General features: G+C 25.5%; 16 protein-coding genes. 3 read left to right on the top strand and 13 right to left on the bottom strand.

Features of this window, described 5'->3' with window-relative positions; genetic code table 11:
* Nucleotides 1-67 precede the first annotated feature (67 nt).
* The 4 genes from NG918_RS12980 to NG918_RS12965 form a co-directional block, all read right to left on the bottom strand.
* On the bottom strand, nucleotides 68-598 hold the full coding sequence (locus NG918_RS12980) for a DUF5662 family protein (RefSeq protein ID WP_252226517.1): 531 nt from the start codon (nucleotides 596-598) through the stop codon (nucleotides 68-70).
* 156 nt (nucleotides 599-754) lie between these two features.
* The gene (locus tag NG918_RS12975) at nucleotides 755-1,939 is read right to left on the bottom strand and encodes a class I SAM-dependent methyltransferase (RefSeq protein ID WP_252226515.1); all 1,185 of its coding nucleotides are present in this window, start codon (nucleotides 1,937-1,939) and stop codon (nucleotides 755-757) included.
* A 183-nt stretch (nucleotides 1,940-2,122) separates the two neighbouring features.
* Nucleotides 2,123-3,025: a chemotaxis protein gene (locus NG918_RS12970; protein WP_252214128.1), complete on the bottom strand. Its 903-nt coding sequence runs from the start codon at nucleotides 3,023-3,025 to the stop codon at nucleotides 2,123-2,125.
* Between the two features lie 164 nt (nucleotides 3,026-3,189).
* Entirely contained in the window at nucleotides 3,190-3,876 is a 687-nt protein-coding gene (locus NG918_RS12965) for a cyclic nucleotide-binding domain-containing protein (protein WP_252214130.1), read from the bottom strand.
* Between the two features lie 129 nt (nucleotides 3,877-4,005).
* Between NG918_RS12965 and NG918_RS12960 the strand changes: the two genes are divergently transcribed.
* Nucleotides 4,006-4,428 carry a DMT family transporter gene (locus NG918_RS12960; RefSeq protein WP_252214132.1) on the top strand — a complete coding sequence of 141 codons (423 nt, stop codon included), beginning with the start codon at nucleotides 4,006-4,008 and terminating at the stop codon, nucleotides 4,426-4,428.
* Nucleotides 4,429-4,448: 20 nt separating this feature from the next.
* Nucleotides 4,449-4,904: a DMT family transporter gene (locus NG918_RS12955; protein ID WP_252214134.1), complete on the top strand. Its 456-nt coding sequence runs from the start codon at nucleotides 4,449-4,451 to the stop codon at nucleotides 4,902-4,904.
* A gap of 29 nt (nucleotides 4,905-4,933) precedes the next feature.
* Here the strand turns inward: NG918_RS12955 and neuB are convergent, their stop codons facing one another.
* The 4 genes from neuB to neuC form a co-directional block, all read right to left on the bottom strand.
* Nucleotides 4,934-5,938, bottom strand: a complete 1,005-nt coding sequence (gene neuB / locus NG918_RS12950) for an N-acetylneuraminate synthase (protein WP_252226513.1) — start codon at nucleotides 5,936-5,938, stop codon at nucleotides 4,934-4,936.
* 148 nt (nucleotides 5,939-6,086) lie between these two features.
* Entirely contained in the window at nucleotides 6,087-7,031 is a 945-nt protein-coding gene (locus NG918_RS12945; RefSeq protein ID WP_252214386.1) for a GNAT family N-acetyltransferase, read from the bottom strand.
* Nucleotides 7,032-7,052: 21 nt separating this feature from the next.
* Entirely contained in the window at nucleotides 7,053-7,727 is a 675-nt protein-coding gene (locus NG918_RS12940; RefSeq protein WP_252214137.1) for a PIG-L deacetylase family protein, read from the bottom strand.
* Entirely contained in the window at nucleotides 7,717-8,862 is a 1,146-nt protein-coding gene (neuC, locus tag NG918_RS12935) for a UDP-N-acetylglucosamine 2-epimerase (RefSeq protein WP_252214139.1), read from the bottom strand. Before neuC ends, NG918_RS12940 begins: the two co-directional genes overlap by 11 nt.
* A 159-nt stretch (nucleotides 8,863-9,021) precedes the next feature.
* Here neuC and NG918_RS12930 point away from each other — a divergent pair, with 159 nt between their 5' ends.
* Complete coding sequence (locus NG918_RS12930) at nucleotides 9,022-9,549, top strand: GNAT family N-acetyltransferase (RefSeq protein ID WP_252214141.1); 528 nt, start codon at nucleotides 9,022-9,024, stop codon at nucleotides 9,547-9,549.
* 118 nt (nucleotides 9,550-9,667) lie between these two features.
* On the opposite strand, the gene NG918_RS12925 is transcribed toward NG918_RS12930, so the two are convergent.
* The 5 genes from NG918_RS12925 to NG918_RS12905 form a co-directional block, all read right to left on the bottom strand.
* A complete protein-coding gene (locus tag NG918_RS12925; RefSeq protein WP_252214143.1) occupies nucleotides 9,668-10,711 on the bottom strand; it encodes a sugar phosphate nucleotidyltransferase in 1,044 nt (347 codons plus the stop codon).
* A gap of 84 nt (nucleotides 10,712-10,795) precedes the next feature.
* Nucleotides 10,796-11,086, bottom strand: a complete 291-nt coding sequence (locus NG918_RS12920) for a hypothetical protein (protein ID WP_252214145.1) — start codon at nucleotides 11,084-11,086, stop codon at nucleotides 10,796-10,798.
* 37 nt (nucleotides 11,087-11,123) lie between these two features.
* Entirely contained in the window at nucleotides 11,124-11,432 is a 309-nt protein-coding gene (locus NG918_RS12915; protein WP_252214147.1) for a peptidase associated/transthyretin-like domain-containing protein, read from the bottom strand.
* A gap of 18 nt (nucleotides 11,433-11,450) precedes the next feature.
* The gene (locus tag NG918_RS12910) at nucleotides 11,451-11,756 is read right to left on the bottom strand and encodes a hypothetical protein (protein ID WP_252214148.1); all 306 of its coding nucleotides are present in this window, start codon (nucleotides 11,754-11,756) and stop codon (nucleotides 11,451-11,453) included.
* Between the two features lie 11 nt (nucleotides 11,757-11,767).
* Nucleotides 11,768-11,962, bottom strand: coding sequence for a hypothetical protein (locus NG918_RS12905; protein WP_252214150.1), 195 nt, complete (start codon nucleotides 11,960-11,962; stop codon nucleotides 11,768-11,770).
* Nucleotides 11,963-12,008 lie beyond the last annotated feature (46 nt).

Raw genomic sequence — 12,008 nt, 5'->3', positions numbered from 1 at the left:
ATTCCTAAGTTCAATTACTCAGTCCACTTTACTTATGCATATATCAACACTCTGCTAAAACATAGCCTTATTTCTTTAATAAATTATTCTTAATATAATTAAGAGTTAGTTCTTCACCGTCACCTGCAAGTTTATTAAGTAAAAATTCTAATAATTCTCTCGTTTCTTTATGCAAAATATAATGATTTTTACCTATATTGTAATATTCTAATGCACTTCTATCACTATACTTCTCCTTTTGATAATTCATCGAAGCACACATTCTATCAATAAACATCTCAACTACATACTTTGTTGGCATTTTCATTCCTACAAGTCCTTCTTTTATATTTACACCATAATCTATCCAATATTCTAAATGATGCTTATTTCGCCCTTTATGATGAAGCCATGCTTTAGAATATCCTTCTTCTATTTTTTGTATTCCATTAGGACTAACATCACCTCTATAATATCTTATTCCTGCTGAAAATTCCACCCAAGAATACTTAGATAAATCATGTAGTAAACCTTGTTTATATAACCCGACTTTAAAGCAATATTTCATAACTAATAATTTATGATTTGTTATTGTTCTAAAATGATTAACTGAATTCATTATTCCCCACATCCTATAAAATTGTCTAACTAATTCTTATTTGCCTTTTTTATAAATCATAACATTTTTTCTAATAAACAAACAACAAAAATAGAAAGTAAACTTCTAAAAGCCTACTTTCTATTTTTAATAATTATATCTTAATTAGTATTAATATTAATCTTCTCTTATTTGTGTGCATATTAATTTATCATTTTCTAATAAGTTAAATAATGTTGGTTTAACATTAAATTGTTCCATTAAATTCTTAACTTCTAATAAAGATTTTTCTTTTTTATTATTTGATATTTTAGCTTTTGATGCTCTAATTAATATATTTTTAGGTGAATGTGCTATATCAATAAACTCCAATAATTGAGTTTTATAACCCATACATTCTAAAAGATTAGCCCTAACTGAATCAGTCATAAGTGCTGAAACTCGTTCTTTAATTATTCCATACTTAGTTAATATAGATAAAGAATCTGTTTTTATTTGACTATTGAATTCATGTTGACAACATGGAACTGAAAAAATCATTTTACTATTCCATTTTATTGCATTATATAGAGCATAATCAGTTGCTGTATCACAAGCATGCAGTGTTATAACCATATCAACTTTATTATTATATTTAAATCCGTTTATATCTCCAAGTTCAAAATGCAAATTATCATATTTGTATCTTTTAGCAATATCATTACATTTTTTAATAACATCTTCTTTAAGATCTAAACCTATCATTTTTACATTTATGTTTTTAATTTTTACAAAATAATAGTAAAGTACAAATGTTAAATACGATTTTCCGCATCCAAAATCTAGAATTGTGAGTTCTTTATAATCATTATTTTTGATTTCATCATCAATAATCTCCACAAATCTATTTATTTGCTTATACTTATCATATTTAGAGTTAACTACTTTTCCTTCTTTAGTAAATATCCCTAAATCTATAAGTGGCTCTATTATCATTCCCTCTTTTAAAATATAATTTTTTTCTTTATTATGAGATTTATTTGCAAGATTCTTATTATCAGATCTTTTCTTGCCTAAAAATATTTTACCTTTTTTAGATATCTTTAAATCAAAGGTACTTGTATCTGACCATGCTGAAAGCTGTTTATAATTATTTTCAACATATTTAATAATCTTGTCATTGAACTCATCTATATGTATATTTTCATGAAAAATTTGTTTATCTGTAAACTTTTCTATTTGATAATACTTATTCTTTTCATTTTCTTTAAGAATAAACGTTATTTTATTGTATTTAACATCTTTATTCATTTTATTACTAACAACTACTTTTATAATCTCTTCTTGTAAAATTTCATCAATAACTTTTTTAAATTCTTCCATATTGTTACACACCTTATCATTTATTTTAACTTTAAACTATATACAATTAATAATATTATTCCAATAACACTATATAAATAATGCATTTATAATTTTATTATAAAAGTAATCCTTATACAAGTTAACATTAAATAAAAAAGGTAGAAAAGATTTTAATCTCCTTTCTACCTTGAGTTATTAAAATTACTTATTTAATAACTTGTCTATAACACGTACTAGTTCTTCTATCTCTGGTTTACTCAATTGAGCATCTGCTTTAACAGATTTACCTTTGTGTCTTAATTCGTCAGTAATTAATGATGAGAATATTATTACTGGCAATTTATATAATATTTCATCTTCTTTCACTCTTCTTGTAAGTGTAAGACCATCCATTTGTGGCATTTCTATATCAGTAATAAGAAGGTCAACTTCTTCTTTAAAATTCTCACCTTTTTTTTCTGATATACCTTTTAAGAAATCCAGAGCTTGCTTTCCATCATTAAATAATCTTAAATTAGTAAATCCTGCCTTTGTAAGTGTTTCTTTTAAAAGTTTTCTAATTAGTGCTGAATCATCAGCTAAGATTAATTTTATATCTGATCTATCTTTATAGTTTACCTTCACAAGTCTATCTTCACTTATTCCCACGCTTGGGCAAAGATCTGTTACTATCTTTTCAAAGTCTAACATAATTAAAACTTTATCATTTAAAAGTATGTTTCCGACAGATAATGAATTTTCAGATAAATCATCTGGCTTTCTTATATCTCCCCATTTAATGCGATGCACACCTACTACATCATCAATATTAAATGCAACTTTAATTTTATTGAATTCACAAATTATAACTTTAGATCCTAATTCATGATCTCTTTGTTTATTTAATGTATATTTTAAATCAATTAAAGTAAGAATTTCATCTCTACATAATATAAGTCCAGCTACTTCAGGTTTAGGATCAGGTAATTTAGTTAAACTTTCGTTTGGCATTTTAATTATTTCTTTAACTTTTACTACATTTATTGCATAATGAGTTCCATTAACAACAAAATCAATAATTTCTAACTCTCCTGTACCTGATTCTAATAATATATTACTCTTCATATTGTCATCCCCTTTTTTTAAACTAATATTGAAACTAACATAATTTATTTTTAATATCATTAAATTCCATTGTCTCTATTTAATTTTCGTATAAAATTTATTTAAGTTTATCAAATATTGAAAATAAAATTAAGTTTGTAAAAAATATTATGTATTTATTTTAATTATCTGTATAAATCACCTGATAAATATTTAAGTTTATCAATATTATTTACTATGTAAGACCTATCATCTTTTTTTATAATTCCTTCACTGCAGAATTTATTTAATGTTCTATTTAAATGTCTATAACTAGTCCCTAGTAGTTCTGCTGTTTCATTATACCCACCTTCAAATATAAAACGTAGATTATTATCTCCATTTACAAATGCCAAAATATAGCTTGCTAATCTGTTTTCAAGAGGATAAAGCAAATTTATTGAGCTATTCTTACTATTACATCTTAGCTTTTCCCCTAAATATTTACATCTATTTCTTAAAAACTTACAGTCATCCATTAATTTATCTTTAATTATTGAAAATTCAATAACAATACAATACGTATCTTTTATAGCTTGAACACTACAATCCGCACTATCATTTTCTAAAAATTCAATATCTCCAACTACAGTAAATGGATTATAAAATGATAATAACAATGATTTACCATTTGCTAAATTTTTATATACTTTGGCTTTACCATCAACCACAAAAAACATTTTATTTAAAACCTCTTCTTCTTTACATATATGTTCATTCTTACCAAACATATATAAAGACATATATTCTCTCATATCTATGCTAAACATATCATTTATTTTGTATTTTTCTATATACTTTTCCATTCTTTTAAAATCGTTTACTTTAACCAAAAACTTCTCTCCTTTTTAGTGACAATTAATAATTTTCATTACAATATGACATATGTCCTACACTATTTCCTTTATAATAGCTTAAACTAAGTTTATAAATCAAGAATTATATTTTTATAAGGAGATACTATGTATAATTTATTATCTTTATTAATTGGTGTACTTATTGCAGTTATGATTGTTTGTAATGGAGAATTATCTTCTGGTATTGGAAATTATTCTTCTTTAATGGTGATTCATATTTTAGGTTATTTAGCTTTAGTTATAATAATGCTTTATAAAAAAATAAAAATACCATTTAAAATGCATTTGCCATTATATCTTTATAGTGCTGGTGCTCTTGGAATTTTCACAATATTATTTAACAATATAACTTTTTCTGTTATTGGAGTAGCATTACCAGTGGCACTAGGACTTTTAGGTCAAACATTAACTTCAATGATATTTGATCAATATGGACTACTAGGAATGCAAAAAATTAAATTTAATAAGAAAAAAATAATTGGCATTACAATAATAACAATTGGTGTCTGTATTATGACTTTCTTCTAATATTAAAAGGAGGACCATTTATGATATATATATTAATGTCTATATTAGCAGGTGTAATTATAGTAGTTTCTAGAATTCTAAATACAAAACTTTCTAAAGAAATAGGTCTTATAGAATCAAGTTATTTTAATTATTTTACAGGCTCAATAACTTCAATATTATTCTTTTTTATTATGAGAGAAAAATTTGTATTTACCTCATTAAATACTGTTCCATTTTATGCTTATTTAGGAGGTCTTTTAGGTGTAGCTATTGTTGTCCTTAACAGTGTAGTAACCCCAAAGATGTCAGCTTTTTATGTTACATTACTTATATTTGTAGCTCAACTTTTTACTGGAATAGCATTAGATTGGTTAATTTCTAGGCAGTTTCCTCTTAGCAAAATAATAGGCGGATTAATAGTAGTTGCAGGTTTAGCTTATAATATGCATCTAGATTTTAGTGATAGGAACGTAAAAGAAAGTGATACAAATTAAAGCCTTTAGAAAATTTCTAAAGGCTTGTTTTAAACATCTTCCCACATTATTACTTCATCTTTTAATATATCTCTTTTTAGCTTTCTACCAATCAATATATACGATAATTCAGGTCTTATGCCATAGCCTGGTCTTTTAAATACAATCATATCTTTTTCTATGATTGTCCCTTTTTTTAAATCTCTAGAAGCTAATATGCTTCTTCTTGCATCATTCATTATAACTTTCTCTTTTTCTGTTGGTTTTTTTATTCCATCGCCTAATAATTTTTCTGTATTTTTAACATGAATAATATACTCTTTAAATTCATCTAACATCATGGAAGCTTTATGATCTGGTCCTTTCATTTTTTTGTCTAATGTTATGTGCTTCTCTATAAATTCTGCTCCCAAAGTAGTAGCTGATACTGCACTCTCAAATCCCAATGTATGATCAGATAATCCAACTGGAACCTTAAAAGCCTCTCGTAATGTAACCATAGCTCTTAAATTAACATCCTCCACTTTAGTTGGATAATCTGAAGTGCAATGCATTAACCTTACATCTCTATTTCCTGTAGAATAAATAGCATCTATAGCCTTCTCTACTTCTCCTAATGTACTCATACCTGTAGATAGAATTATAGGCTTTCCTATATTTCCTATTTCTCTTAAAAATTCTATATTAGTTACTTCACTTGATCCTACTTTTATAAACTCAACATTAAGGCTTACTAAATAATTTAAACTCTCTATGCCATCTGGTGTAGATACAAATATAATCCCTTTTTTATCACAATACTCTTTTATCTCTTTAAACTTTTCAAAAGGCAATTCTAATTTCTTTATCATTTCCAGTTGAGATTCTTCTGTTTTGTCATTTTCTTTTTGATACTTTGCTTTTTCTGCAAAAGAACCCGTGCTTTCTTCTGCTTTAAATGTTTGAAATTTTACAGCATCTGCTCCACATTGTTTTGCCATATCCACTAATTTTTTAGCTAAATTAATATCTCCATTATGATTTACTCCAGCCTCAGCTATTATAAATACCCCCATTTAAAATCCTCCTCCCTTTTTACTAAATTAGCTTATTATTAAATATTTTTAATAGAAGCTAATTTATCTCATTATCCTTTTAAAACTGAAAATTAAAACATGATTTTTCTATCTTTTTCTCATTACTTTTGTATTTAACTAATCTTAACTAAAACACATCAGAATCACCCATAGTTATATACCATTTATCAACATCCATATCATCTAATTTTATAAAATCACAATTTAACTTAAATCCAAAATGAGTAATTAAATTAGTTCTATTAAATCCTAAATTTTTACCAATATCTAATTTATCTTTATTTATAAACCATGAATTTATTTTTCTAATCTTGTTGCAAGCCATTAAATCAATTAAACTTTTTAAAAGTTTTTCATAAATTCCATTGTTTACTGCAATTATATCAACTAAATCGCAAACTTTTTTACCTCCTTCTTCAAATATCTTATAAATGCAATAACCTAAATATTCGTTATCTTTTTCGTAAACTAAGTAATAATACTTATTGTATGGATTTAAATCATACCTCCAGTGAATATATTCCCTATTTCTTTTAATCATTAACTTGTACTCTTTAAACTCCTTTGAAAAGATATTAAATAAAACATCAACCCTATTATCTAAAAATTCAACATTCTTTATATTTTTATCCAAAGATTTTAATTCTGATTTATACGTATAACAACTATACATTTCTATATCTAAAATATGATTCCATCCTAAATGCTTTATAAAGCCATGTAAAGAATTGTTGTTAGGAAAACCATATATAATTGGTAACTTATTATAATTTTCTTCATATAGTGCATTCGCTAATTTAACAAAAATACCTTGTTTTTTATACTCTGGAGACGTCATAGTTGTCATAGATAAACCTGATGTGTAAGTTTTATCATAAACATTCATTTTGCTTGGTAATACTGAATAGTGTCCTGCTAAAACATCATCGTCCCACATAATTTTTATAAATTTATCACTGCATATATTATCATTATAATTCCATTTCCACTCTGTATAATGCATATCTCGGTTAAATGACTTTTTGAATAAACCCATAATCTCTTTTTCATCATTTTTCTTATAATCTCTCACTTCTAACAAAGTAATTCCCCCTTAAAAAACATCTCTAACTAACATAAATGCTTCAGCATATTTGGTGCATGCGGTACATCCTCTATATCTTGCTAATGCTTTAACACTTTCTTCGTTTCTTGGCTGAGGTATATCTTGCAATTCTGTTTTATATAACTTTAATATATCTAACTTCTTTTCAATATATTTTGTAATATTAGAGAATACATTTGGGACAAAGATATTTTCTTGAAATTGTGGTGCAATTTCTGTTTCAGATAAACATTCATACATAAGCACTCTTTTAATAAAAGGATACCTAAAACTTTTAGTGCAACTTAATATAGCTTTAGCCCCTATTTGATGATCAGTATGAACATCACTTCTATTAATCATATAAACAATTTCTGGTTTAACCTTATACATAACTTCACTTATCTTATTTATAAGATTTGAAAAGATATCATAATTTATCTTTGCTGGTCCAAATTTTAAGTTATATATTTTATCAAATCCATAAGCTTTCCCTATATTCTCAACTTGTTTTTTTTCCTCCATAACTTGCTGATATGAATAACCATATCTAGTTTCAGCACTTGTTAATATGAGCCAGGTAATTTTATCTCCGTTATCTTTATGCTTAAGAATTGTTCCTCCACACCCTATTGTTTCATCATCTGGATGTACTGATATAACTAATACATTTTTACATTTCATTTGGATCCTCCAATTTCAATAAATAATCTTTATACTCTAATTTCTTAAGAATTTCATATGCTTTTTCTGAACTGTTTGAATCTCCATAAATATTTTTTATATTTTTGCACTTATTTATAAAATCTTTATCTAAAGCTTTTTCTATTCCATTTTTTACTTCACTATATTCATCACCAACGAAAATCACATTTTCATTTGCAGCACGCCCTTCTTGCCTTACTCCTATGTTAATAACAGGAATGCCAACACAAGCAGCTTCCACTATGCCTGCACTAGAATTGCCTATTTGAAAAGATGCATTTCTATATATATTTATAAAAGTATTTCTATCTAGATTTTTATAAAAGTAAAAATCCTTATCATTTTTATATTTTTCTATTGCGTTTATAATTTCCTTATTTCCAGAATCAGTATTAGGATAACTTATAAACGCTTTTATTTTTCGTTCTTTAAGACATTTTAATATATTATTAAATGTTACATAGGATTTTTCATCTAATGGATGATAAATAACCAATACAAAATTATTAAATGGTTCCATATTTAATCTCTTATATATTTTATTTATATTTACAATAGGCTCTGTTTTAAATTTATCTAGCGCAGGACTTCCTATTTGAAAAATTCTATACTCAGGCTCTCCTATATTCATAACTCTTTTTTTATGCTCATAAGTAGACACAAAGTGAATAGATGATAATTTAGATGCAGCACTTCTAAGCTCATTATCAACTAATCCACTTTTTGTATAATCTCCACCAAAAAAATGTGCACTTGGAATACCTAAAAAAGCTCCAAGCATCCCACCAATTAATACTTCTTCCCTATCACCTGCGTAAATTATCAAATCTGGAGAATATTGATTTACTATATCAATTGAATTTTGCAATATTATAGATGTTGTTTTGAGTCTAGAACTTTTAGTATCAGAATCAATTAAGCTTTCTATCTTTATTAATATATCTAAGTTATCCTTTTCAATTAAATCCACTGTATTTCCATAAGTTTTTGATAAATGTGCACCACAGACTAAAAGTTTTAATTCAAAGTAATCATCAGAATCTATTTTTTTAAATAAGTTGCTCATTAAATCGTAATCAGATCTTATTCCTGTAATGGCCAATATCTTTTTCAATAAAATTACCACCTTTTTGGGCTTTATATTTTTTAAAATGCTTAGGATCTCTATACCTCACAGAAAATCTTATCTTTCATATTATATTCTGATGATAAATATAAAATTCTAATGAGAATATATGTATTATTATTAAGTTATGATTGGAGGAATTATTACATGAAACTTCTTTTTAAAAGATGTGCGGAAGAAGATTTTGAAGACTTCTTTATTTTAAGAAGCGATTATGAAAATATATATTGGACAGGCCATGATGAAAAACCTAATAAACCTAATCTTAAAAACTGGTATTTAAATCAATTAAAAAGAGATGATAGGCTTTTATTTATAGTTCGAAGTGATGAAGCAGATGAACCTGTTGGATATCTGTATTTAGATATAGTTGGCAATAATAATAATATTATAGAAACTGGTCATGGAGTAAATTCAAAATATAAAGGTAAAGGACTAGGTACTGAAATAATAAAATTTGCTATAGATTATAGTAGAAGTGAATTAACCTTTATTGATGAAGTAGATGGATGGATATTAGAAGATAATATAGGTTCTATAAAAAATGTATTAAAAAATGGCTACGTTGAAACTGATGAAAGAAAAGAAATTTACTTAGAAAATTTAAATATCTATAAAACTATGAAAAAATATGTATACAAAATAAAAAATACACAAAAAAATAATTCTATTTAACCAAAATAAAGATATATATAAATAGGACTTAAACTTGTGCAACTATTTCCTTTTCTGATAGCATTCAAGTTTCTGTCCTATTTATTTTTTATTCATAATACATTTAGATTCTAAAATTTCACACTAGTTTATCAATCATATTTTTCATAGATTCAAATTCTCCCATATCAAGCCATGCACCTTGAGTTACAGGATACATTCCAACTCTTTCTTTATTTTCTAGAAGTTTATATATAATATCAGTCATATCTGAATATTTATTTTCTTCTATATAATCTAAAACCTCGCGTTCTAATATATACATTCCTGTATTCACTAAGAACTCATAACTAGGTTTTTCATCTAAAGATTTAATACTCCCATCATCATTTAAATTAAAAACTCCATAGGGTATAATATAATTTTTTAGGGCAGTAACTATAGTTATTTTATTTTGGTACTTTTTATGGAATTTCAATATATCTGAATAATTTGCATTAACTAATATATCGCAGTTACTTACAAAAAAAGTACCCTTTATATTATCTTTTAATAAAATCAAACTTCCTGCTGTGCCTAATGGAATGTCCTCTTCAACAAAAGATATATTGTAGGGAGCTTCTTTATTGAAATATGCTTTAATAATATCTTTTTTATAATTTATTGTTACATAAAAATCATTAAAATTGAAATTTTTAAAATTATTTATTATCCTTTCAATAATAGGAATATTCCCTATTGGGATTAACATCTTTGGAATAATTTTAGTATATGGTTGCAATCTAGTACCTTTTCCTCCTGCCATAATAACAATTGGAATCTTACTTGTTTCAAAGTAATTACATTGACTTTGATAAACATCATTCCAAAATACAATATCAACAACTTCAATTTCTTCATTCACTATTGGTACAGCCTCTATTTTAAATTGTTTCATTATTTTTTTAACATTATTTCTTTCCTTCTCCAATAAATACTTTGGTGATTTGTTCATTATATTATATATTGATTCTGATATATTACCATTTTTTAATATCCATCTTCTGATATCACCATCTGTTACTACACCCTTAAGTTTTTTATCTTCAACAACAATTATAATTTTTTTGCCTGCTTTATCTAATATATTAATTCCTTTTTTTATTGATATATCTTTACTTACTAAAAGACTACTTATATCCATAAGAAATCTCCTTTGTTTACTAATATTTTTATTTTAAAAATAATTTTCTAAAGAATAAAAAAAGAAACTGATAAACAGTTCCTTTTACATATCTACAAAAATTGTTTCATTATCTAAACATTTTATATTATGATTTTCGCAAATCTTTATCTTATAATAGTGATTTTTATCACTTATTTTAAAACAAAATTCTCCTAAATCATTTGTTACACTATATGCACAATAAAGGCTACTGTCTTTTTCTGTATATGCTTTTTCTTTATCTGATAATACTATTTCCAATAATACTATTGCATTTTTGACAGGTGTTCTATCCTCATAATATAAATATCCCTTAAACAATACAGAGTTGTAATCACAATTAATATTTCTCATAATAACCTCACTGTGAAAATATATTTTATTTCAGTAATTAGCATTTAATAATAGGCTCATATACATCTAACACATAATCCAATTTACAACTACAAGGTAATAATACTGCATACTCTCCTTGTTCATTTGTAGTTAAATAACCATACTCTTTGGTTCCTGGTGAATAATAGCTATTATTTACTTGTTTAATATATATTATAGCTTTAGGTATTGGATTATTATCTTTGTCTAATATTTTACCTGTTATTAATACATCTATTGACTTTTTTATAATAATTTTCTTCTTTAATATAGAACATCTATTTAATTCTTTAGGACTTATTAATATCTCTTTATGCCACCCCACTTTGTTCACCCTCTAATATTATACTAAAGGAGAGTATATAGAAATTTCATAACGTCTTCCACAAGCTGGTTGTAATAAAAATAAATATTCTCCTTTATAATCAGTAAAACAATATCCTAATATCTTACAGCACTCAGTTAAGCAATTAATTTCCTTTACTTCAACAGCAGCCCAAATTGATGGCTCATGTTGTTCATTATATACATTTCCTTTTATAATTGTTGATTTTTTCTTTTTTATAACTATATTAACTTCATGCATTTTACTACACTTTAATCTGGAACCATATAAAACTATTGGTTCTTTTTTATTGTTGTTTTCCATTTCTGTAATTATTATTCTGGATTTTCCTTAGATTGTACTTTAGGAGTCTCCACAGTAGGTTCAGTTTCTATATTTACGTGTAGTTTATCTTGTCCTTTAAGTTGATCAGCTGATAATATTATACTACTTTGTGGTGTCCCATTAACCACTAAATTTTTAATTTTCTTTTCCTTGTAGACTTGTCCATTTATAATTATTTCTGACATTTACTGTTTCCTCCTTAATGATAAATAGTTCTCCTTACTATAATAT

Source organism: Clostridium sp. ZBS2 (assembly GCF_023845855.1).
Taxonomy (GTDB): domain Bacteria; phylum Bacillota; class Clostridia; order Clostridiales; family Clostridiaceae; genus Clostridium; species Clostridium aquiflavi.
Note: the sequence above shows the minus strand (reverse complement) of the source record. Positions and strands in the feature narration are given on the sequence as shown.

Bases quoted from the DNA above. Each gene is read 5' to 3' on its own strand.
- NG918_RS12980 (WP_252226517.1), bottom strand. From the start codon at position 598: ATGAATTCAGTTAATCATTTTAGAACAATAACAAATCATAAATTATTA.
- NG918_RS12975 (WP_252226515.1), bottom strand. From the start codon at position 1,939: ATGGAAGAATTTAAAAAAGTTATTGATGAAATTTTACAAGAAGAGATT.
- NG918_RS12970 (WP_252214128.1), bottom strand. From the start codon at position 3,025: ATGAAGAGTAATATATTATTAGAATCAGGTACAGGAGAGTTAGAAATT.
- NG918_RS12960 (WP_252214132.1), top strand. From the start codon at position 4,006: ATGTATAATTTATTATCTTTATTAATTGGTGTACTTATTGCAGTTATG.
- NG918_RS12955 (WP_252214134.1), top strand. From the start codon at position 4,449: ATGATATATATATTAATGTCTATATTAGCAGGTGTAATTATAGTAGTT.
- neuB (WP_252226513.1), bottom strand. From the start codon at position 5,938: ATGGGGGTATTTATAATAGCTGAGGCTGGAGTAAATCATAATGGAGAT.
- NG918_RS12940 (WP_252214137.1), bottom strand. From the start codon at position 7,727: ATGAAATGTAAAAATGTATTAGTTATATCAGTACATCCAGATGATGAA.
- NG918_RS12930 (WP_252214141.1), top strand. From the start codon at position 9,022: ATGAAACTTCTTTTTAAAAGATGTGCGGAAGAAGATTTTGAAGACTTC.
- NG918_RS12925 (WP_252214143.1), bottom strand. From the start codon at position 10,711: ATGGATATAAGTAGTCTTTTAGTAAGTAAAGATATATCAATAAAAAAA.
- NG918_RS12920 (WP_252214145.1), bottom strand. From the start codon at position 11,086: ATGAGAAATATTAATTGTGATTACAACTCTGTATTGTTTAAGGGATAT.
- NG918_RS12910 (WP_252214148.1), bottom strand. From the start codon at position 11,756: ATGGAAAACAACAATAAAAAAGAACCAATAGTTTTATATGGTTCCAGA.
- NG918_RS12905 (WP_252214150.1), bottom strand. From the start codon at position 11,962: ATGTCAGAAATAATTATAAATGGACAAGTCTACAAGGAAAAGAAAATT.